Genomic DNA, 19,833 nt, shown 5'->3' with positions numbered 1-19,833 from the left:
GGCAGCGGACGCTTTCATGCGAACGTTGCCGCTGACGAGCCGCGCAGTATACCCAGCGATATCGTCTCGGCGCGAACCCCAAGCCTTGACGATCAAGGAATGTGGCTGGCGGCCAAAGAAAAATCTGCTAACAATGCACACGGCACGAGCGTCGGCAGCTACGCCATAATGCGCGCCGAGATCAGAGGAGCAACCCATGAGCAGTACCGCACAAGCAGCCGAAGGTGAAAAGATCCTCATCGTTGACGACGATCCGGGATTGAGCAGCTTGCTGGAGCGATTCTTCACCAGCAAAGGCTACCGTGCGCGCGCCGTGCCCAACGTCGAGCAAATGGATCGCCTGCTGGCTCGCGAAGTGTTCCATCTGGTGGTGCTGGACCTGATGCTGCCCGGCGAAGACGGCTTGTCCGCCTGCCGCCGCATGCGTGCCGGCAACAATCAGGTCCCGATCATCATGTTGACCGCCAAGGGTGACGAACTCAGCCGCATCAAGGGCCTGGAGCTGGGCGCGGACGACTACCTGGCCAAGCCCTTCAACCCCGACGAGCTGATGGCCCGCGTCAAGGCCGTGTTGCGTCGTCAGTCGGCGCCTGTGCCGGGCGCTCCGGGCAGCGAGGACGAATCGGTGTCCTTCGGCGACTACGAGCTCTCTCTGGCCACCCGCGAGCTCAAGCGCGGCGACGAAGTGCACATGCTCACCACGGGTGAGTTCGCCGTGCTCAAGGCCCTGGTGATGAACGCTCGCCAGCCACTGACCCGCGACAAGCTGATGAACCTGGCCCGTGGACGTGAATGGGACGCTCTGGAGCGCTCCATCGACGTGCAGATCTCGCGCCTGCGCCGCATGATCGAACCCGATCCGTCCAAGCCGCGCTACATTCAAACGGTCTGGGGCGTGGGTTACGTATTCGTACCCGATGGCAACGCCGCCCGGTAGACTTCAGGGGTTTTTGTAGGGTCGATATCCTGAATCACATGTTGATTCGGGATATTCGTCATTCAGAATGTCTGCGAGCCTGCTCGCTCCTGCAACGTATGTGACCGCCGCGCAATGAAGACCCCTGTCTGGTTTCCCCAAAGTTTCTTCGCCCGAACCCTCTGGCTGGTGCTGGTCGTCGTCCTGTTTTCCAAGGCTCTGACCCTGGTCTACCTGTTGATGAACGAAGACGTGCTGGTCGACCGCCAGTACAGTCACGGTGTGGCGCTGACCCTGCGTGCCTACTGGGCGGCGGACGAGAACAACCGCGACCAGATCGCTGACGCCGCAGGCTTGATTCGCGTGGTCGGCGGCGGTGTGCCAGAAGGCGAACAGCATTGGCCGTACAGTGAAATCTACCAACGCCAGATGCAGGCCGAGCTGGGCGAGGACACCGAAGTGCGCTTGCGCGTCCATGCGCCGCCCGCCCTGTGGGTGCGTGCGCCGAGCCTGGGCGCTGGCTGGTTGAAGGTGCCTTTGTACCCGCACCCATTGCGCGGGCAGAAGATCTGGAGCGTGCTGGGCTGGTTTCTGGCGATCGGCCTGTTGTCGACCGCTTCGGCCTGGATCTTCGTGCGTCAGCTCAACCAGCCGCTCAAGCGTCTGGTGTTCGCTGCCCGTCAGCTGGGGCAGGGCCGCAGCGTGCGCCTGCCGGTGAGCGATACGCCCAGTGAGATGACCGAGGTGTACCGGGCGTTCAACCAGATGGCCGAAGACGTCGAACAGGCCGGTCGCGAGCGCGAGCTGATGCTTGCCGGCGTCTCCCACGACCTGCGCACGCCGCTGACCCGGCTGCGGCTGTCGCTGGAACTGATGACCTCGGACAACGAATTCACCCCTGACATGGTCCGCGACATCGAGGACATGGACGCGATCCTCGATCAGTTCCTGGCCTTCATTCGCGACGGACGCGACGAAAAAGTCGAGGTCGTCGATCTGGGGAATCTGGTGCAGGAAGTCGTTGCGCCCTACAACCAGGCGCAGGAGCAGGTATTGCTTCGCCTGGAACCGATCCCACCGTTCCCGCTGCGCCGGGTGTCGATGAAGCGGCTGTTGAATAACCTGATCGGCAACGCGCTCTACCATGCCGGCAGCGGTGTGGAGGTGGCGGTCAACGTTTCAGGCGACGACAACGCGCCCTATGTGGTGCTCAGCGTGCTGGACCGTGGCGCCGGTATCGATCCGGGGGAACTGGTTGGCATCTTCGACCCGTTCATCCGCGGCGATCGCGCGCGCAGTGGCAAGGGCACCGGGTTGGGTCTGGCGATCGTCAAGCGCATTGCCGCCATGCATGGCGGCAACGTGGAACTGCGCAATCGCTCGACGGGCGGGCTGGAGGCGCGGGTGCGGCTGCCACTGGGCTTGATGCTGCCCAGGGATGCCGTCTAGGAACTAGCCCTTGCCCTTGGTGCGGGTCATGTTCGGGCCTCTGTTCTTTTCGATGTGCTCGATGATCATCCCGGCCACGTCCTTGCCGGTAGTCACCTCGATGCCTTCCAGGCCAGGCGATGAATTGACCTCCATCACCAAGGGGCCATGGTTGGAGCGCAGGATGTCCACGCCGGCGACGCTGAGCCCCATCACCTTGGCTGCGCGGATCGCGGTCATGCGCTCTTCCGGGGTGATCTTGATCAGGCTGGCGCTGCCGCCACGATGCAGGTTGGAGCGAAACTCACCGGGTTTGGCCTGGCGTTTCATGGCCGCTATCACCTTGTCGCCCACCACGAAGCAGCGAATGTCGGCGCCGCCGGCTTCCTTGATGTACTCCTGAACCATGATGTTCTGCTTGAGGCCCATGAACGCCTCGATCACCGACTCGGCGGCGGTGGCGGTTTCACACAGCACCACGCCGATGCCCTGTGTGCCTTCGAGCACCTTGATCACCAGCGGGGCGCCATTGACCATGCTGATCAGGTCGGGGATGTCGTCCGGCGAGTGGGCGAAGCCGGTGACAGGCAGGCCGATGCCGCGCCGCGACAGCAGTTGCAGCGAGCGCAGCTTGTCGCGCGAGCGGGCGATGGCCACCGATTCGTTCAGCGGAAAGACGTCCATCATTTCGAACTGACGCAGCACCGCACAGCCATAGAAGGTGACCGACGCACCGATGCGCGGAATGACCGCATCGAAGCCCTGCAGCGGCTTGCCCCGGTAGTGGATCTGCGGCTTGTGGCTGGCGATGTTCATGTACGCGCGCAGTGTGTCGATCACGACCATTTCATGGCCACGGGCAGTGCCGGCTTCGATCAGACGACGAGTGGAATACAGACGCGGATTGCGCGACAGCACAGCGATCTTCATGCAACACCTGTGGCAGAGGTAGTAGAGGCCGGGAACACCGGCTTGTCTTGAACGTAGGTGACGCCAGGGTTCACGACCAGTTGGCCATGGACCAGCGCCTTGGAACCCAGCAGCAGGCGGTAACGCATGGATTTACGGCAGGCCAGGGTGAATTCGACCGTCCAGACCCGGTCGCCCAGGGCCAGGGTGGTCTTGATCACGTAGCGCGTCTGCGCATGGCCATTGGAGCTCTTGATGGTCTTCATGGCCACCAGCGGTGCTTCACAGCGTCTGTGGCGCAGTTGCACCACGGTGCCCAGGTGGGCGGTGAAACGCACCCACTTCTCACCGGCACGGGTAAACGGTTCGATGTCCGTGGCGTGCAGGCTGGAGGTGCTGGCGCCGGTGTCGATCTTGGCGCGCAGGCCGGCGACACCCAGGTCGGGCAGCGCCACCCACTCGCGCAGACCGATGACGGTCAGGTGATCAAATGTTTTCAAATTCGGCAAACCGCAAGAGGTAGGGGTGGACCCGTATACGCAAGCTTCAGACCGGCGCGGCCCGGATCAATTCAACCCAGCCCGACGCCGCTTGGCAAGCGTGCGTGCACTGTAATCGCAAAGACCGTCGCTTGCATCCGACAGGCACGGTAGTACAGTTCGATGACGGCATTTCGTGAGGTGAGCCTGTGGCACAGAAGCAAAAGCAGGAAGAAGAGGACAAGGTCCGTCTGGACAAATGGCTGTGGGCTGCGCGCTTCTACAAGACCCGTGCCCTGGCCAAGGAAGCCATCGAGAGCGGCAAGGTGCATTACCGCGGCGAGCGCTGCAAGCCGGGCAAGGAGCCGCACGTGGGCGATGAGTTGCAGATACGCACCGGTTTCGATGAGCGCAGTGTGATCATCGAGGCGCTGTCCATCGTGCGCCGTGGTGCGCCCGAAGCGCAGACGCTCTACCGCGAAACCGAGCAGAGCCAGGCCAGGCGCGAAGCCGCTGCGGCCATGCGCAAGGCCGGCGCGCTGGGCGTGACCACCGACGGCAAGCCTTCGAAGAAGCAGCGTCGGCAGTTGTTCAGTTTTCGTTCAGGGGATTGATGGGGCGCAGTGCCCGCGAAGAGGCCGGGACAGACACCGTGTCACCCTGCGACGATACTCGACCGGCCGATGATTGGCAGCTTCGCCAGCAGCCTGAACAATGGCTCGGTGACCCGTACCAGCCACTGCGAAGTATGGGCTGCGAAGGGCGTGTAGTAGCCCCAGCCGAGCGCCCAGACGGCCATCAGCACGCCGCCGATGTAGTCATCCTGCCCCCAGTGGGCCCCGGCAACCAGGCGCGGCAGCATGAACACCAGGGCCAAGGCCCAGATCCACAGCCACTGGCCGATTCGACGGGTACAGACGCTCATGAACAGCGCCCAGATCAGCAGCACCGAAGCATGATCGCCCGGAAAGCTCTGGCTGGAGCGGTCCTTGAGTTCCCAGTGGCGTTCCAGGTTCGGGTACCAGTCGCTGAGCAGTACCGGATCGGTCAGGACCATGCTCGGACTGTCGTGGTCCCAGCCCATTGCGTGTATCCACTTGGAAAACAGCGCGCGCACCACCACTAAGAGCAACAGCACGGCCATGAAGCCGAAAAAGGCCTGGCGAACCTGTCCGGCCTTGAACACCCAATTGCCGCGGATCAGCAGCGCCAGCATGATCACACCGACCACGATGTCGAAGGGTCGCAAGCTGCCCAGGGTCCACACGTAACGCCACGCGGCATTGCTGGCCAGGGGCGTGTTGAGCAGGCGGAACAGCCATTCGTCGAATGCTGTACACAAATGATGGCCAATAGGCCATAACCAGAAGCACAAGAGCACGATCGGGATTGAATTGCACAGCAGCAAGCCGCTAACGTTCCACCTGGCTTGGAACAGTGGGGCTTTGTTCATAAGATACCTCTACATCCACAGGGCAGTGAGCGATCAAACGAACGCTCTGAAGCGGGCTTTATAAAAGCCGCTACACATTTTGTCACCTTTCTCAGATACTGGACTTATGCACGATCTTCCTGAAGCCGATTTCACCCAACGCTTTATTTTCGACGACGCCGATGTACGCGGTGAGGCGGTAGCATTGGAACGCAGCTACGCCGAGGTCCTGGCCAAGCACGATTACCCGCTGCCAGTCCAGTTGCTGCTGGGCGAATTCATGGCTGCCGCGGCCCTGCTGGTAGGGACTCTCAAGTTCGATGGCTTGCTGATTCTGCAGGCTCGCTCCGAGGGCCCTGTGCCGTTGCTGATGATCGAATGCTCCAGCGAGCGTGATATCCGCGGCCTGGCGCGTTTCCACGCCGAGCAGATCAACGATACCGATGGCCTGCCCGAACTGATGCCCGCCGGTACCCTGGCGATGACCATCGACCCTACCGAAGGTCAGCGCTACCAAGGCATCGTGGATCTTGAAGGTGCCGACCTGTCGGCAAGTTTCTCCAATTACTTCGCCCTCTCCGAACAGCTCGGTACGCGCTTCTGGCTCAAGGCCGATGGTCAGCGTGCCCGTGGCCTGTTGTTGCAGCAATTGCCTGCCGCTGTGATCAAGGACGAGGACGACCGCGCCGAGAGCTGGAAGACCGCCATCACCCTGGCCGATACCCTCAAGGCCGAAGAACTGTTGGGCCTGGATAACGAAACCGTGTTGTACCGCCTGTACCACGAGCAGGCATTGCGGCTTTTCGATACCCAGCCGATTCGGTTTCGCTGCAGCTGTTCCAGGGAGCGTTCGGCACGAGCGCTCGTCAGTCTTGGGCACGACGATGCACGCGAATTGCTCAAGGAGCATGGCGGTACGGTGGAAATCGACTGCCAGTTCTGCAACCAGCGCTACTTGTTTGACGCCACCGACGTCGATCAGCTCTTCAGTGGTGCCGGTGTGGACGCTCCGTCAGATACCCGTCACTGAAGCGATTTAGTCTCGCTAAATTAACAAACGGACGCCGGAATAACGCCGTTACCGACAGGAGGACGCTATTCTTTTCGGGCGTTTCTGGCATAATCCGGCCCACTTTTTAGCTGTAGTGGTTGTTGTAAACTTACTACAAAACGTTTGGAGCACTCGGCCCAGAGCCGACGGGGAACCTCATGACGCAAGCCAAGAACGCCGTGTACGCCGATCTGACTGTAGACGATCTGGTTAAAGAAGCCCTGAACCGTGGTGAAGGCGAGCTTGCCGATACCGGGGCTCTGGTGGTGCGTACCGGTCATCGTACCGGTCGTTCGCCAGTCGACCGTTTCATCGTCGAAGAGCCCACTACCCAGGACGCCATTGCCTGGGGCCCGATCAACCGCAAATTCCCTGCCGACAAGTTCGATGCCCTGTGGGATCGCGTCGAAGCCTATCTGGGCGAGCGCGAGCGGTTCGTTTCCCATGTGCATGTAGGCTCCGATCCGGCGCACTACCTGCCGGTCAAGATGACCACCCAGACGGCCTGGCACAACCTGTTCGGGCGTTGCCTGTTCATCAACCCGGAGCAGTACAACGCCGGTGGCAAGGATGAATGGCAGGTGCTCAACGCGCCTGAGTTCCAGTGCGTGCCCGAGCGCGATGGCACCAACTCCGACGGTACCGTGATCATCAACTTCGCGGCCCGCAAGGTGCTGATCGCGGGCATGCGCTATGCCGGCGAAATGAAGAAGGCGATGTTCTCGGTGCAGAACTTCCTGCTGCCGGCCGCCGACGTGCTGCCGATGCACTGCGCCGCCAACATGGGCGAAGACGGCGACGTCACCCTGTTCTTCGGCCTGTCGGGCACCGGCAAGACCACCCTGTCGGCCGACGAAAGCCGTTACCTGATCGGTGACGACGAGCACGGCTGGGGTGTGGGCGTGGTGTTCAACATCGAAGGCGGCTGCTACGCCAAGTGCATCGACCTGTCCGAGAAGAACGAGCCGGTCATCTGGAAAGCCATTCAGCACGGTGCCGTGCTGGAGAACGTCGTGCTCGATGCCGACAAGAAGGCCGACTACGCCGATGACAGCCTGACCCAGAACAGCCGTGCCGCGTACCCGCGTGAGCTGATCGAAAAGCGCGCGCCGAAGAACCTGGGTGGCGAGCCCAATGCCGTGATCTTCCTGACCTGCGACCTGACCGGCGTACTGCCGCCCGTGTCCATCCTCAGCGAAGAGCAGGCGGCCTATCACTTCCTGTCGGGCTACACCGCGCTGGTTGGTTCGACCGAGATGGGTTCGGGCAGCGGCATCAAGTCGACCTTCTCGACCTGCTTCGGCGCACCGTTCTTCCCGCGTCCGGCTGGCGAGTACGCCGAGCTGCTGATCAAGCGTATTCGTGGCTTCGGCTCCAAGGTCTACCTGGTCAACACCGGCTGGACCGGCGGCGGCTACGGCGTTGGCAAGCGCTTCAACATCCCTACCACCCGTGGCGTGATCGCAGCGATCCAGAGCGGCGCCCTGATCGGCACCGAGACCGAGCACTTGGACATCGTCAACCTGGACGTGCCAAAGGTTGTCCCAGGCGTCGACACCAATCTGCTCAACCCACGCAACACCTGGGCTGACCCAGCCGCCTACGACGAAGCCGCCAAAGGCCTGGCTTCGCTGTTCATCGAGAACTTCAAGAAGTTCGACGTGAGCGACTCGATCAAGGCTGCCGGTCCGCAGTTGTAAGTAGCAGCTTGCGAAAGAAACCGCCCCTTTGTGGGCGGTTTTTTCGTTTCTTGGTCTTCGATTTTCACAAGATCAACACGACATCGTTGGCGACAAGATACCCATCCATCTAGCAAAAACGCGGTGTATCCTTGCTGACGTCGACTGACCAAATGGAGGCAAGCATGTCGCCTATGTCATTTCCCATACCTGACGATATGGCAGAGTCTTTGTCGCGCCTCGCGCGTGATACGGGCCATAGCGAATCTTTTTTAGTGCTTGAGGCCATGCGCGAATACCTGCAGCGCGAGAGTTGGCAGATAGAAGAGATCAAGGACAGCCTTCGGGAATTGGAAGCAGGCAACACCGCCAGTGCCGAAGAGGTAAACGCCCTGTGGGAAAAGTGGGGTAAGGGTGCGAATTGAGTGGCTGACCAAAGCCCTCAAACACCTCGATCACGAAGCCAGTTTCATAGCCAAGGACAATGAATTGGCGGCGAGTCAATTCGTATCAGCGGTGCGCGAAGGCGTGGATCGCCTATCCAGGTACCCGGCGCTGGGTCGCAAGGGCCGCGTGGAGGGAACACGTGAGTGGATAATGCCCGACTGGCCATACGTGATTCCCTATCGAATCGAAGCTGATCGATTGATCATCCTCCATATCTTCCATACACGGCGGGCGCTGCCAAGCGATTGGTAGAAACTTGATTGCTGCACATAGGCAAGGCTAGTCCTAAAAGCGACTGTGCAGGCATTTGAAGACAAGGAAAGCGGGAGAGGTGTCGCAGGCAGTGGCCATACCATCTGCCCGCTTGCGTAGAGAAGCTCTCTACCATGATCGTGACTCAGCGATCGCGCCAGTGCTTGTTGTGGCCGACATGGCGGCCGCGGTCGCGGTGTTTCCATTTGCCTCGGTTGTCGTGGCCGCGATAGCGGCGATCGTCACGATCGTCGCGGTCGGACGAGGTGCCCATGTAGTTGCCCAGCGCGCCGCCGGCACCACCGCCGGTGGCGGCGCCGATCAGGCCGCCTGTGCTGCCGCCTACGTTGCGGCCCACCACGTTGCCGCCTGCAGCACCCAGGGCGCCACCGATGGCGGCCTGGCCACGGCTGCGCTTGTCGGCGCCGACTGCGCTACCTGCCGCACCACCCAGGCCTGCGCCAATGGTCGAGCCGGTGCTGCCGCCCAGTTGCTGGCCGACCACCGCGCCCAGTACCCCACCCAATGCGCCCCCTACACCGGCTTCGGTGTTGCTGCCAGCAGAGGCAGCGCCTGTCACCAGGCCGAGGGTCAACAAAAGTATCGAGGGAAATTTCATCGATCAGATCTCAGAGGGATGACGGCGCGACTTTGCTATGCGATCGGTCGTCCGACAAGCGCGATGTGATGGAAAGCACGATGGGTGCGCAGTTCTGAGATTCTGAAGTTTCATGGGGAAACTTTGAGCGGGGAGGGTGGTCGCACGTACTTCCGGAGTGGCGTCTTTTGCTGGCGTTGAAGGTTAAGAGCAAGATCAAGATCAAGATCAAGATCAAAAGCTACGCGGCTTGCGCCGCTGCTACAGGGGTGGCGTGCACCTTGGGGGCGTTCACCCTTGATTGGCGCGCATCCTTGGGTGCTGGGTATGCTGGATTGGCGTGAGGGCTTGTCGCGGCACGAGCCGCGACAAGGGTTTGCGTGGGGCCTCAGGCGATGCGGGCGCTTGGGGCGGGTTGCTCCAGGCGAATGGCGACGAACTTCGAAGTTGGCGTGCTGCTGCCGTCGCCGACGCTTTCCAGCGGTACCAGCGGGTTGACCTCGGGGTAGTACGCCGCTGCCTGACCGGCCGGAATGTCGAACGCCAGCAGCGTGAAGCCCTTCACGCGGCGCTCGCGGCCGTCTTCCCAGAGTGATACCAGATCGGCTTTCTGGCCCGGGCGGAAGCCCAGGCGAATGATGTCCGCCTCATTGGCGAACAACACGTCACGCTGGCCACGTACGCCGCGGTAGCGGTCGTCCAGGCCGTAGATGGTGGTGTTGTACTGATCGTGAGAGCGCATCGACTGCATGATCAGATCCGGCACCTGGCCAGTGGCGCGTACTCGCTCGTCGATCAGGTCCAGCGGCAGGCGGTTGGGCTTGAAGTTGGCGCGCCCGGTAGGCGTGTTCCAGCGACGTGCGCCAGCGCTGTTGCCCAGATAGAACCCACCTGGATGCTTGAGGCGTTCGTTGAAGTCCTTGAAGCCGGGCAGGGTGTCGGCGATCAGGTCGCGGATGCGGTCGTAGTCCGCGATCAGCCAGTTCCAGTCCACCGGCTGCGCACCGAGCGTGGCGGCGGCGATGCCGGCAATGATCGCAGGCTCGGAGCGCATCTGCTTGGACAGCGGCTGCAGCTGGCCATTGGATGCGTGCACCATGCTGAACGAATCTTCCACGGTGACCGCTTGCGGGCCCTCGCTCTGCTGGTCGATGTCGGTACGGCCCAGGCATGGCAGGATCAGTGCCTGCTTGCCATGCATCAGGTGACTGCGGTTGAGCTTGGTGCTGATCTGCACGGTGAGATCGCAGTTGCGCAGCGCCTGTGCGGTGCGGGTGCTGTCCGGCGTGGCCTGGGCGAAGTTGCCGCCCAGCGCGATGAACACCTTGGCTCGGCCTTCGGCCATGGCGTGGATGGCTTCGACCACGTTGTGGCCGTTGGTGCGCGGCACATTGAAACCGAAGCGCTTCTCCAGGGCATCGAGCAGAAAGGCCGGTGGCCGCTCGTTGATGCCCATGGTGCGGTCGCCTTGCACGTTGCTGTGGCCTCGAACCGGGCAAAGACCTGCGCCTGGACGACCGATGTTGCCGCGCAACAGCATCAGGTTGGCGATTTCCTGGATGGTCGGCACCGAGTGGCGGTGCTGGGTGATACCCATGGCCCAGCACATGATGACGTTCTTGCCCTTGAGGTACATGCGCGCGGCAAGCTCGATATCGGCCAGCGGCAGGCCGGACTGCTCGACGATGTGCTCCCACGACGTCTCATCGATCGCTGCCAGGTATTCGAGCACGGTGGCGGTGTGCTCGTTGAGGAAGTCGTGGTCGAACACCGACGGTGCATTGTTGGCCTGAGCTTCGCGCTCCCATTGCAGCAGGAACTTGGCCATGCCACGCATCATCGCCATGTCGCCGCCCAGGGCCGGACGGAAGTAGGCGGTGTTGGTCGGACGGTCACCGTTGGTGAGCATCTCGATCGGGTGCTGTGGGTGCTGGAAGCGTTCCAGACCACGCTCCTTGAGCGGGTTGATGCAAACCACCTGCGCGCCGCGCTGGACCGCTTCACGCAGCGGTTCGAGCATGCGCGGGTGGTTGGTGCCGGGGTTCTGGCCCCAGACGAAGATGGCATCGGCATGCTCGAAGTCGTCGAACGTCACCGTACCCTTGCCCACTCCGACGCTCTGCGACAAGGCCACGCCGCTGGCCTCGTGGCACATGTTCGAGCAGTCGGGGAAGTTGTTGGTGCCGTAGGCGCGCACGAACAGCTGGTACAGATACGCCGCTTCGTTGCTGGCCCTGCCAGAGGTATAGAACTCGGCCTGGTCAGGGCTTTCCAGATTGAGCAGGTGCTTGGCGACCAGCGCGTAGGCGTCGTCCCAGGCGATCGGGACGTAGCGATCGCTGGCGGCGTCATAGACCATCGGCTCGGTCAGGCGGCCTTGGTATTCGAGCCAGTAGTCGCTCTGCTCCAACAAAGAGGTAACGCTGTGCTTGGCGAAGAAGGCCGGGTCGACGCGGCGCTTGGTCGCCTCCCAGTTCACGGCCTTGGCGCCGTTTTCGCAGAATTTCACCATGCCGCTTTCCGGCGAGTCGCCCCAGGCACAGCCCGGGCAATCGAAACCGCCGTTCTGGTTGGTCTTGAGCATGGTGCGGATGTTCTTCAGGGCGTTGTCGCTGCTCAGCCAGAACTGCGTCACGCTGATCAGTGCGCCCCAGCCGCCGGCTGCGCCTTTGTAGGGCTTGTAGCGGGGTACAGGAGTCTTGTCGGCTTGATTGTGAATGCTCACGCTTGATTCTCCAACGCAGGGCTATAGACCCGCGGCGCGCTGTGCTGCGGCAGGTGGATGAGGTTCAGGTTGTGCCGGCGTGCCCATTGCAGGGCCAGGCCGGTCGGCGACGACAGGCTGACCAGGGTCTGGATGCCGGCGCGCAATACTTTTTGAATGAGTTCCAGACTGCAGCGACTGGTGACGATGGCCAGCCCGCCGGTGCTGTCGATGTTCTGCCGCACCAGGGCGCCGATCACTTTGTCGAGCGCGTTGTGGCGGCCAATGTCTTCGCGGCCCAGCAGCAGGGTGCCGGTAGCGTCCATGAACAGCGCCGCGTGGACCGCGCCGCTGCGCTGGCCCAGTGGCTGGAAGGCACCGATGCGCTGGCGCAGGCCTTCGAGCCATTGCGTTGGCGGCAGGGCCGCGCCGGGTAATACCGCCAGGTCCGGCAATGCCTGTTCGACGGCTTCTACGCCACACAGCCCGCAGCCGCTGCTGCCGGCCAATTGCCGACGCTGGGTCTTGAGATTCCAGAAGGCACGATTGGCGATCTGCACCTCGGCGTGACGTGCCGAGCCTGCACCGCTGAGCTTGATGTCGTAGATTTCATCGGCGCCAGCCACGATACCGCTGCCGATGCTGAAACCGGTGACGAAGTCTTCGAGGTCGGTGGGGGTGACCAGCATGACGGCCTGGCTGATGCCGTTGTAAGCGATCGCCAGCGCCACTTCTTCGGCCAGTGGCGTGCTGCCCGGTTCGTCCAGGCTCAAGCTGCAGTAACTGTAGGTCTGACTGGCGGTGGGACTGGCGAGAGGGGCAGCCGAGGTAGAAACGGGCACCGCGCTGGCCGGGTGCTTGGCGTTCATGGGAATGGACCGGCAATGAATTCAGCCTTTAGCCTAGGCGCAGGATTGCCTAGCGTCTAATTGCTATTACCGATGCGACGATAGACCGCATTGATCATGGCGCGTCGTAGAGCTTGAAGCAGGCTTCGGCCAGTGCCGAACGGGGCGCCGCGCGGCGCATGATCAAGCCCAGAGGCGCCAGCGTGTGGGCCTCGGCGATGGGTTGCAGGCGCAGGTGCTCGGTCAAGCCTTCGAGCCCGCCTGCCAAGGGCATGATCGCGCAGCACAGCCCACCGTGAACGGCCTGGATCAATTGATGGACGGCATCGGTCTGCAGCAGCGGTTGCGGTGCGAGCCCGCGCGAGTGGAAGTTGTGATCGATGGACTGGCGAAAATGCATGCCGGTGGTGAGCATGCCCAGGGGCAGTTCGGTCAGGGCTTCCCAACTCAGGGCCTGCTCGCCGAAATCGTAGTGACGTTGATCGAACAGCAGGCCCATGCGCGTTTCGCCCAGTGCGCGCGATTCGAAGCGCTCCTGGTCCAGCCGCTCCAGAAACGAGACGCCCAGGTCGATGCGGTTGCTCGCCAGCTGTTCGAGGATCTGCTCGGAGCTCAGCGAGCTGAGTTCGAAGCGCAGGTTGGGGTGCTCGCCGTGCAGGGTGTGCAGCAGCGGCACCGGGTCGAAACTGGACAGTGGCACCACCCCCAGACGCAGCGTCCCGACCAGGTGGCCGCGACAGGCCGCCGCTTCGGCCTGCAGGCCATCGTAGGCGGCCAAGACGGTACGCGCCCAGGCCAGCACGCGCTCGCCGGGCGCGGTGAAACCTTCGAAGCGCTGGCCGCGCTTCACCAACGGCAAGTCGAGTTCTTCTTCAAGGTTGCGCAGGCGCATCGAGAGGGTCGGCTGGGTGATATGACAGCGCGCTGCGGCCTGGCCGAAGTGCCGGGTTTCATCCAACGCGATGAGGAATTTGAGTTGCTTGATGTCCATGCTCGCTCCTGGGTTGGCGATGCGCAGTATAGCGACACGCGCTGGCGGTAGGTCCCTGGCCAGCCGGGCGGGTCACAAACCCGCGATGAGCTCGCGGTAGTCACCCACCGCCGCGAACTCCTCGGTGTCCTTGGCGCCCTTGCGGCTGTCGGGCTCGCTGACCGCCAGCAGGTGCTTGATCCCGTAGGCCCGGGCGCTGCGCAGCACGGGCAGGGTGTCATCGATGAACAGGCTGCGCGCCGGGTCGAAGCCGATGTCGGCCTGCAGGGCGTCCCAGAACTGCGCGTTTTCCTTGGGGTAGCCGTAGTCGTGGGAGCTGATCATCCGCTCGAAATAGGGCGCCAGCTCGATGCGCTCCAGTTTCAGCGACAGCGAGTCGCGGTGAGCATTGGTGATCATGATCACGCGCTTGCCGGCCTGCTTGATGGCGGCCAGGAACGTGTCGGCGTCGGCCCGCAGCGCGATCAGCTCGGCGGTTTCGCGTTTGAGCTCGCGCACCGGGATGTTCAGCTCGCGGGTCCAGAAATCCAGGCAGTACCAGTTCAGCTTGCCGGCGTTGTCGGTGAACAACGGTTGCAGCTCCAACTGCGCCATCGCCAGACTGACCCCGTGCAGTTGCGCATAGCGTTGGGGCAGATGCTCCAGCCAGAAGTGATTGTCGTAATGCAGGTCGAGCAGGGTGCCGTCCATGTCCAGCAGGACGGTGTCGATGGTGCTCCAGGCGAGGCAAGGCATAGCGAAGATTCTCGGGCAGTGGTGGATCAAGGGTGGCCTGCCGCAGGCCAAGCCACGGTATAGTAACCCGTTCACGTCCAGGAGCTGCCCGATGCGCCAGAAACCCGAAGTCCTCGCCCGCGAAATCGTTGCCAGCAGTCGCCTGTTCCGTGTCGAGGAAGTGCAGTTGCGCTTCTCCAATGGTGTGGAGCGCACCTACGAGCGTCTCGTGGGCCGCGGCAATGGTTACGGTGCGGTGATGATCGTGGCGATGGCCGATGCCGAGCATGCCCTGCTGGTCGAGGAGTATTGTGGCGGGACCGATGCTTATGAATTGTCGTTGCCCAAGGGTTTGATCGAGCCGGGCGAAGACGTGTTGGCGGCCGCCGACCGCGAGCTCAAGGAGGAGGCCGGATTCGGCGCACGTGAACTGGAGCACCTCACCGAACTGTCGCTGTCGCCGGGGTACATGAGCCAGAAGATCCAGGTCGTGCTGGCGCAGGGGCTGTACGAGGAGCGGCTCGAGGGCGACGAGCCGGAGCCGATGCGCGTCGAACGGGTCAACCTGCGCGACCTGGCTGGTCTGGCCCAGCATCCGCAGTTTTCCGAAGGCCGCGCATTGGCCGCCCTGTACCTGGCGCGCGACCTGTTGATCCAGCGCGGGGTGTTCAGCCTGTGAGCGACGTCGAACGCCTGTTGCCCGAAGTCGTGGCGCTGGCCCATCAGGCCGGCGCGGCAATCCTGCCGTTCTGGCGGGCCGATGTGCAGGTCATGGCCAAGGCCGACGAGTCGCCGGTGACTGCCGCCGATCTGGCGGCGCATCAGATCATCGTCGACGGGTTGACGGCGCTGGCGCCCGATATCCCGATCCTGTCCGAAGAAGATGCGGACATCGCCCTCGCGGTGCGTGAACGCTGGACCCGCTGGTGGCTGGTCGATCCGCTGGACGGCACCAAGGAGTTCATCAACGGCAGCGAAGAATTCACCGTCAACATCGCGTTGATCGAGAACGGTCGGGTGGTGTTCGGCGTGGTCACCGTGCCGACAACGGGCAGTGCCTACTATGGCGGTGCCGGGCTGGGTGCCTGGCATGCAGCGGGCGGAGAACCGGCCCAGCCGATCGGCGTGCGCAGCGTGCCTGCGCCCGGCAGCGCGTTTACCGTGGTCGCCAGTCGGCGACATTCCAGCCCCGAACAGGAGCACCTGCTGGCCGGGCTGAGCACCGTGGTGGGCCCACTGGAGCTGGTCAGTGTCGGCAGCTCGCTGAAATTCTGCCTGTTGGCCGAAGGCGCCGCCGATTGCTATCCGCGCCTGGCGCCAACCTCGCAGTGGGACACCGCGGCGGCCCAGGGCGTGCTCGAAGGCGCGGGTGGCGAAGTGTTGCAAATCGACGGACAGCCGTTTGTCTATGCGGCCCGCGAGTCACTGCTCAATCCGTCGTTTCTGGCGCTGCCCAGCAATGTGCCATGGCGTCAGTCGCTGGTTACGCTGGCGCAGGCGGGGTGTGGGCAACCACCACGTACTGACCGCTGAACGTTACCGCACAGCGCTCGCCATCCAGCACCTGGGTCTGCAGTTGCAGGCGCGCCCGGCCATGGCGTCGGTAGGTCTTGAGAAAGCGCTGCCAAAGAGCCTGGTCGATGTTTTCGCACACGGCCAAGGCGTCGCCGGCCACCGGCAGGGGATAGTCGATCTGACCCTGCTGGATGACGATATGGCCACCGCTCAGGCCGGCCTCGCCCAGGCGCAGGTGCAGCCAACCCCAGCCCGCCAGCACAGCGGCACAGTACAGGCTGCCGCCGAACATCGTGCTCTTGTGGTTGACGTTCGGTGCCAGCGGCACATGCAGGCGCAGGCAATGGTTGTCCCAGGCCCGCACGCGCAGGCCCATGTCGCCGGTCAGCGGAATGTCATGATGCAGCAGCCGCTCGAGGGCCTGGATTTCACTCATGTTCCTCGCCTCCACCAAAGCTCAGGCCGTGCTTGCGCAGCTTGTCGTGCAAGGTCTTGCGGGGGATGCCGAGGGCTTCTGCCAGGCTGCGAACGGAGGTGTGCGAGCGGCTCATCTCGGCCGCGATCAAGGCGCGTTCGAAATGCTCGACCTGATCGCTGAGCCCGCCCGTGACCGTGCGGGTCATCTCCACCGGGCCGGGCTCGCCGTTGTCCAACGCCAGTTCCAGGCCAAGGGCGAAGCGCTCGGCAGCGTTCTGCAGTTCGCGCACGTTGCCCGGCCAGCTGTGTCGCAACAACAACGCGCGTTGCGCTGCGGAGAGTTCGTTGGCCAGCACGCCGTGGCGTTCGGCCGCGGCATCGGCGTAGTACTGGAACAGCATCAGCACGTCTTCGCCCCGCTCGCGCAGTGGCGGGATGCGCAGCGAGGCGACATTGAGGCGGTAATACAGGTCGGCGCGGAAGCGTCCCTGATCGGCGGCCTGGCGCAGGTCTTCCTTGGTCGCGGCGATCACCCGGATATCCAGGCGGATCTGCTGGTTGCCCCCCAGGCGTTCGACCACCCGTTCCTGCAGCAGACGCAGCAGCTTGACCTGAACGTCCAGACTCATGCTTTCGATTTCGTCGAGGAACAGGGTGCCGCCGTTGGCGAACTCGAACTTGCCGATCCGGCGTTTCTGCGCGCCGGTGAAGGCGCCGGGTTCATGGCCGAACAGCTCGCTTTCCACCACCGATTCGGCGAGGGCGCCGGCGTTGATCGCCACGAAAGGGCCGCTGCGCCGGCTGGACAGGTCGTGCAAGGCGCGCGCCACGACCTCCTTGCCGGCACCGGTTTCGCCCAGGATCAGCACGTCGGCGCGGGTCCCGGCCAGCGCGCCGATCTGCTCGCGCAGGCGCGCCATGGAGGCCGACTGGCCGACCAGTCGCGTACTCAATTGCTGCCGATCGCTCAGGGCCATGCGCAGGCTGCGGTTGTCCAGCACCAGGCGGCGCACGGCCAGGCCGCGGCGTACGCTGTCGAGCAGCGCGTCGCTGGCGAACGGTTTTTCGAGGAAGTCGTAGGCCCCGGCGCGCATCGCCTGCACGGCCAGCGGCACGTCGCCGTGGCCAGTGATCAGCAAGACCGGCAGCTCGGTATCGCGGGCATGCAGTTGTTCGAGCAATTGCAGGCCGTCGATGCCCGGCATGCGGATATCGCTGACCACCACGCCAGGCCAGTCGCGCTCGATGCGTGCGGACAGACCCTGGGCATCGGCCAGGGCCAGCACCTTGAGGCCGGCCAGGTCCAGGGTCTGGCTCAAGGCCTGACGCAGGTGGGGATCGTCGTCGATCAGCACGACCTGGATCTTGCTGTCGATGGCGCTGTCGCTGGTCATGCCGATGGGTCCTCGGGGGCTTGCAGGCTGACGCCCGGCTCTCCAGCGCGTAAACGCAGGATCAGCAGGGCGCCGCCTTGGGGATGGTTGGACAGCAGCAGTTCGCCGCCCAGTGCGCGCATCAGCGTATCGCAGATCGCCAGGCCCAGGCCAAGCCCTTGTGTGCGTGTCTTGGTGGTGAAGAACGGCTCGCGTGCCCGGGCCATGGCTTCGCTGGTAAAGCCGGGGCCGTTGTCGCGGATGCGCAGCTCCACGCCGTCGGCGGTCTGTTCGGCGCTGAGCCAGAGGCATCGTGGCGTGGCTTTTTCGGTCAGGGCATCGAGGGCATTGGCCAGCAGGTTGCCCAGCACCTGACGCAGCCGGGTTTCGCCGGCCTGGACCCAGAGCGGCGCATCGGGCAGGTCGCGGATCAGCTCGACGGCCATGGCCCGGCGGCGCTTGGCGAGCAGTGCCAGGGCATCGTCGAGGGCCGGCTGCAGGGCGACGCTTTCCAGGGCGTGGCGGTCGCGACGGGCGAAGGCACGCAGGTGCGCGATGATCGAAGCCATGCGGCCGGTCAGTTCGCTGATCAACTTGAGGTTGCCCCGCGCATCCTCGATGCGCTCGTGGTCGAGCAGCACTTCGGTGTTCTCGGCGTAGCTGCGAATGGCCGCCAGGGGCTGATTGAGCTCATGGCTGATGCTGGCCGACATGGTGCCCAGCGCCGACAGCTTGCCGGCCTGCACCAGTTCGTCCTGAGCACGCACCAGCTCCTGCTGGGCCTGCTCGCGTTCGAGCACTTCCTGGCGCAGCTTGCTGTTGAGCCCTTCCAGCGCACTGGTGCGTTCCACCACCCGCGTTTCCAACTCATGCCGGGTGCGGCCTTCGAATTCGATGCGCTCGAGGTAGTGGCGGCGACGCTGCATCATCAGACCCAGCAGCAGCATCAATGCCAGGAGCAGGGCTCCGCCCACCGCTACGACGGTGCGCACCGGGCGATCGAGCAAGGTCTTGGGGGCGAGGATGCTGACGTTCCAGCCGGTTTCGGCGATGGTTCGCGTCTGGGTGAGCCAGGCGTCGGCTTCCAGGTTCAACGGTTGCGGGTCGCGGGTGGGGTAGGGCAGGATCGAGACGATGGCCTGACGCTCGCCATCGCTGAGCGGGCGTGTGGCCCGGAAGCGCCATTCGGGGCGCGAAGTGAGGATGACCACGCCGTTGTGGTCGGTGAGCAGGAGCTGTTCGGGCGTCTTGCCCCATAGGGTTTCGGTGTGGTCGAGGTCGACCTTCACCACCAGTACGCCGATGACCTTGTCCTGGTCGTGTACGGCGGCGGCGAAGAAGTAGCCGCGTTTTGCCGACGTGGTGCCAAGCCCGAAGAAGCGCCCCAGGCGTCCGGCGACGGCATCGCTGTAATAGGGGCGAAAGGCGAAGTTGCGACCGACGAAACTGTCGCGCTGCTCCCAGTTGGAGGCAGCCAACGTATTACCATCGGCGTCCAGCAGGTACATGACTTCCGCCCCGGTCTGTTCGCGGATGTCCTTGAGCAGATGGTTGGCGTCTAGCGTTGCTTGAGGGTCGCGAGGTGCAGCCAGCAGCGCACGCAGCGCGGGCAGGTCACCGAGGATTTGCGGCAGGGTTTCGTAGCGGTGCAGGGTGCCCAGCAGGTTGGCGACGTAGAGGTCCAGCGTCTGCCGGTTCTGGCTGACCAGCTCGCTTTTGTAATAGCGCTCGGCCAGGTGTTCCAGGGGCCACAACAGCGGCGCCAGGCACAAAGCGAGGATCGCCAGGCTGCGCCAGCGGGGTCTGCGAGTGGAGGAAGATCTGGAGGTCATAGGACAACACGCCGGGATGGACCGGCGTATTATGCGTCAGGCAGCTGCCGCGAAGCACGGGTGACATGCATCGCGACGTTGCCACAGGCCGATCACGGAAACACGTCGGCCTCTTCCAGGCGCTTGCCGGCCAGGTCCTTGGCCGACAGCGATGGCGCTGTATCCAGCTGCCAATCGATTGCCAATTGCTCGTCATCCCACGCGATGCTGCGTTCCGAAGACGGATCGTAGTAGTCGGTGGTCTTGTA

21 protein-coding genes are annotated in these 19,833 nt (G+C 63.5%); 9 read left to right on the top strand and 12 right to left on the bottom strand.

What is annotated here, in order from left to right; translation table 11 throughout:
* Positions 1-196: 196 nt before the first annotated feature.
* Both ompR and B2V21_RS15665 read left to right on the top strand, forming a co-directional pair.
* Entirely contained in the window at positions 197-937 is a 741-nt protein-coding gene (gene ompR, locus B2V21_RS15670; protein WP_043192310.1) for a two-component system response regulator OmpR, read from the top strand.
* 114 nt (positions 938-1,051) lie between these two features.
* Positions 1,052-2,365 carry an ATP-binding protein gene (locus tag B2V21_RS15665; protein WP_049860241.1) on the top strand — a complete coding sequence of 438 codons (1,314 nt, stop codon included), beginning with the start codon at positions 1,052-1,054 and terminating at the stop codon, positions 2,363-2,365.
* 3 nt (positions 2,366-2,368) lie between these two features.
* Here the strand turns inward: B2V21_RS15665 and rimK are convergent, their stop codons facing one another.
* Together rimK and B2V21_RS15655 are read right to left on the bottom strand one after the other, a co-directional pair.
* The gene (rimK, locus tag B2V21_RS15660) at positions 2,369-3,274 is read right to left on the bottom strand and encodes a 30S ribosomal protein S6--L-glutamate ligase (RefSeq protein WP_049860240.1); all 906 of its coding nucleotides are present in this window, start codon (positions 3,272-3,274) and stop codon (positions 2,369-2,371) included.
* A complete protein-coding gene (locus tag B2V21_RS15655) occupies positions 3,271-3,720 on the bottom strand; it encodes an ATP-dependent zinc protease (RefSeq protein WP_177327959.1) in 450 nt (149 codons plus the stop codon). The genes rimK and B2V21_RS15655 overlap by 4 nt, the downstream gene beginning before the upstream one ends.
* Positions 3,721-3,941: 221 nt before the next feature.
* On the opposite strand from B2V21_RS15655, the gene B2V21_RS15650 reads away from it, so the two are divergent.
* Entirely contained in the window at positions 3,942-4,346 is a 405-nt protein-coding gene (locus B2V21_RS15650) for an RNA-binding S4 domain-containing protein (RefSeq protein WP_049860239.1), read from the top strand.
* Positions 4,347-4,387: 41 nt separating this feature from the next.
* Here B2V21_RS15650 and B2V21_RS15645 read toward each other — a convergent pair whose 3' ends face one another.
* Positions 4,388-5,185, bottom strand: a complete 798-nt coding sequence (locus B2V21_RS15645; protein ID WP_286917334.1) for a phosphatase PAP2 family protein — start codon at positions 5,183-5,185, stop codon at positions 4,388-4,390.
* Between the two features lie 106 nt (positions 5,186-5,291).
* Here B2V21_RS15645 and hslO point away from each other — a divergent pair, with 106 nt between their 5' ends.
* From hslO to B2V21_RS15625, 4 genes are all read left to right on the top strand, one after another.
* Positions 5,292-6,194: an Hsp33 family molecular chaperone HslO gene (hslO, locus tag B2V21_RS15640; protein ID WP_049860237.1), complete on the top strand. Its 903-nt coding sequence runs from the start codon at positions 5,292-5,294 to the stop codon at positions 6,192-6,194.
* A 179-nt stretch (positions 6,195-6,373) separates the two neighbouring features.
* Entirely contained in the window at positions 6,374-7,915 is a 1,542-nt protein-coding gene (locus tag B2V21_RS15635; protein ID WP_286917333.1) for a phosphoenolpyruvate carboxykinase, read from the top strand.
* A 164-nt stretch (positions 7,916-8,079) separates the two neighbouring features.
* Positions 8,080-8,319 carry a CopG family ribbon-helix-helix protein gene (locus B2V21_RS15630; RefSeq protein ID WP_056844698.1) on the top strand — a complete coding sequence of 80 codons (240 nt, stop codon included), beginning with the start codon at positions 8,080-8,082 and terminating at the stop codon, positions 8,317-8,319.
* Entirely contained in the window at positions 8,309-8,593 is a 285-nt protein-coding gene (locus tag B2V21_RS15625) for a type II toxin-antitoxin system RelE/ParE family toxin (RefSeq protein WP_286917332.1), read from the top strand. The genes B2V21_RS15630 and B2V21_RS15625 overlap by 11 nt, the downstream gene beginning before the upstream one ends.
* A gap of 145 nt (positions 8,594-8,738) precedes the next feature.
* Here the strand turns inward: B2V21_RS15625 and B2V21_RS15620 are convergent, their stop codons facing one another.
* The 5 genes from B2V21_RS15620 to yrfG all read right to left on the bottom strand — a co-directional run bounded on the left by B2V21_RS15620 (position 8,739) and on the right by yrfG (position 14,469).
* On the bottom strand, positions 8,739-9,212 hold the full coding sequence (locus tag B2V21_RS15620) for a glycine zipper 2TM domain-containing protein (protein ID WP_056844696.1): 474 nt from the start codon (positions 9,210-9,212) through the stop codon (positions 8,739-8,741).
* A gap of 367 nt (positions 9,213-9,579) precedes the next feature.
* Positions 9,580-11,916 (bottom strand): FdhF/YdeP family oxidoreductase, encoded by a 2,337-nt coding sequence (locus tag B2V21_RS15615; protein WP_049860233.1) that lies wholly within the window; start codon positions 11,914-11,916, stop codon positions 9,580-9,582.
* On the bottom strand, positions 11,913-12,764 hold the full coding sequence (fdhD, locus tag B2V21_RS15610; RefSeq protein ID WP_286917331.1) for a formate dehydrogenase accessory sulfurtransferase FdhD: 852 nt from the start codon (positions 12,762-12,764) through the stop codon (positions 11,913-11,915). The genes B2V21_RS15615 and fdhD overlap by 4 nt, the downstream gene beginning before the upstream one ends.
* A 94-nt stretch (positions 12,765-12,858) precedes the next feature.
* Complete coding sequence (locus B2V21_RS15605) at positions 12,859-13,734, bottom strand: LysR family transcriptional regulator (protein ID WP_049860231.1); 876 nt, start codon at positions 13,732-13,734, stop codon at positions 12,859-12,861.
* A 72-nt stretch (positions 13,735-13,806) separates the two neighbouring features.
* The gene (yrfG, locus tag B2V21_RS15600) at positions 13,807-14,469 is read right to left on the bottom strand and encodes a GMP/IMP nucleotidase (RefSeq protein ID WP_282348660.1); all 663 of its coding nucleotides are present in this window, start codon (positions 14,467-14,469) and stop codon (positions 13,807-13,809) included.
* Positions 14,470-14,560: 91 nt separating this feature from the next.
* Here yrfG and nudE point away from each other — a divergent pair, with 91 nt between their 5' ends.
* Both nudE and cysQ read left to right on the top strand, forming a co-directional pair.
* The gene (nudE, locus tag B2V21_RS15595; RefSeq protein ID WP_049860229.1) at positions 14,561-15,127 is read left to right on the top strand and encodes an ADP compounds hydrolase NudE; all 567 of its coding nucleotides are present in this window, start codon (positions 14,561-14,563) and stop codon (positions 15,125-15,127) included.
* Positions 15,124-15,981, top strand: a complete 858-nt coding sequence (cysQ, locus tag B2V21_RS15590; RefSeq protein WP_286917330.1) for a 3'(2'),5'-bisphosphate nucleotidase CysQ — start codon at positions 15,124-15,126, stop codon at positions 15,979-15,981. The genes nudE and cysQ overlap by 4 nt, the downstream gene beginning before the upstream one ends.
* Here cysQ and B2V21_RS15585 read toward each other — a convergent pair.
* The 4 genes from B2V21_RS15585 to B2V21_RS15570 all read right to left on the bottom strand — a co-directional run.
* Positions 15,932-16,399 (bottom strand): thioesterase domain-containing protein, encoded by a 468-nt coding sequence (locus tag B2V21_RS15585; protein WP_286917329.1) that lies wholly within the window; start codon positions 16,397-16,399, stop codon positions 15,932-15,934. The genes cysQ and B2V21_RS15585 overlap by 50 nt on opposite strands.
* Positions 16,392-17,774 (bottom strand): sigma-54-dependent transcriptional regulator, encoded by a 1,383-nt coding sequence (locus tag B2V21_RS15580; protein WP_049861437.1) that lies wholly within the window; start codon positions 17,772-17,774, stop codon positions 16,392-16,394. The genes B2V21_RS15585 and B2V21_RS15580 overlap by 8 nt, the downstream gene beginning before the upstream one ends.
* On the bottom strand, positions 17,771-19,585 hold the full coding sequence (locus B2V21_RS15575; RefSeq protein ID WP_049861436.1) for a sensor histidine kinase: 1,815 nt from the start codon (positions 19,583-19,585) through the stop codon (positions 17,771-17,773). The genes B2V21_RS15580 and B2V21_RS15575 overlap by 4 nt, the downstream gene beginning before the upstream one ends.
* A gap of 92 nt (positions 19,586-19,677) precedes the next feature.
* The coding region (locus B2V21_RS15570; protein ID WP_286917343.1) for a dTDP-4-dehydrorhamnose 3,5-epimerase family protein at positions 19,678-19,833 on the bottom strand (156 nt) is incomplete at its 5' end.

It is taken from the genome of Pseudomonas sp. UBA6276 (assembly GCF_002438365.1).
Classification (GTDB): domain Bacteria; phylum Pseudomonadota; class Gammaproteobacteria; order Pseudomonadales; family Pseudomonadaceae; genus Aquipseudomonas; species Aquipseudomonas coleopterorum.
Note: the sequence above shows the minus strand (reverse complement) of the source record. Positions and strands in the feature narration are given on the sequence as shown.

What these genes read in the sequence shown, in the direction of transcription:
- ompR (WP_043192310.1), top strand. Translation starts at nt 197, where the DNA reads ATGAGCAGTACCGCACAAGCAGCCGAAGGTGAAAAGATCCTCATCGTT.
- B2V21_RS15665 (WP_049860241.1), top strand. Translation starts at nt 1,052, where the DNA reads ATGAAGACCCCTGTCTGGTTTCCCCAAAGTTTCTTCGCCCGAACCCTC.
- rimK (WP_049860240.1), bottom strand. Translation starts at nt 3,274, where the DNA reads ATGAAGATCGCTGTGCTGTCGCGCAATCCGCGTCTGTATTCCACTCGT.
- B2V21_RS15645 (WP_286917334.1), bottom strand. Translation starts at nt 5,185, where the DNA reads ATGAACAAAGCCCCACTGTTCCAAGCCAGGTGGAACGTTAGCGGCTTG.
- hslO (WP_049860237.1), top strand. Translation starts at nt 5,292, where the DNA reads ATGCACGATCTTCCTGAAGCCGATTTCACCCAACGCTTTATTTTCGAC.
- B2V21_RS15635 (WP_286917333.1), top strand. Translation starts at nt 6,374, where the DNA reads ATGACGCAAGCCAAGAACGCCGTGTACGCCGATCTGACTGTAGACGAT.
- B2V21_RS15630 (WP_056844698.1), top strand. Translation starts at nt 8,080, where the DNA reads ATGTCGCCTATGTCATTTCCCATACCTGACGATATGGCAGAGTCTTTG.
- B2V21_RS15620 (WP_056844696.1), bottom strand. Translation starts at nt 9,212, where the DNA reads ATGAAATTTCCCTCGATACTTTTGTTGACCCTCGGCCTGGTGACAGGC.
- fdhD (WP_286917331.1), bottom strand. Translation starts at nt 12,764, where the DNA reads ATGAACGCCAAGCACCCGGCCAGCGCGGTGCCCGTTTCTACCTCGGCT.
- B2V21_RS15605 (WP_049860231.1), bottom strand. Translation starts at nt 13,734, where the DNA reads ATGGACATCAAGCAACTCAAATTCCTCATCGCGTTGGATGAAACCCGG.
- yrfG (WP_282348660.1), bottom strand. Translation starts at nt 14,469, where the DNA reads ATGCCTTGCCTCGCCTGGAGCACCATCGACACCGTCCTGCTGGACATG.
- nudE (WP_049860229.1), top strand. Translation starts at nt 14,561, where the DNA reads ATGCGCCAGAAACCCGAAGTCCTCGCCCGCGAAATCGTTGCCAGCAGT.
- B2V21_RS15585 (WP_286917329.1), bottom strand. Translation starts at nt 16,399, where the DNA reads ATGAGTGAAATCCAGGCCCTCGAGCGGCTGCTGCATCATGACATTCCG.
- B2V21_RS15580 (WP_049861437.1), bottom strand. Translation starts at nt 17,774, where the DNA reads ATGACCAGCGACAGCGCCATCGACAGCAAGATCCAGGTCGTGCTGATC.
- B2V21_RS15575 (WP_049861436.1), bottom strand. Translation starts at nt 19,585, where the DNA reads ATGACCTCCAGATCTTCCTCCACTCGCAGACCCCGCTGGCGCAGCCTG.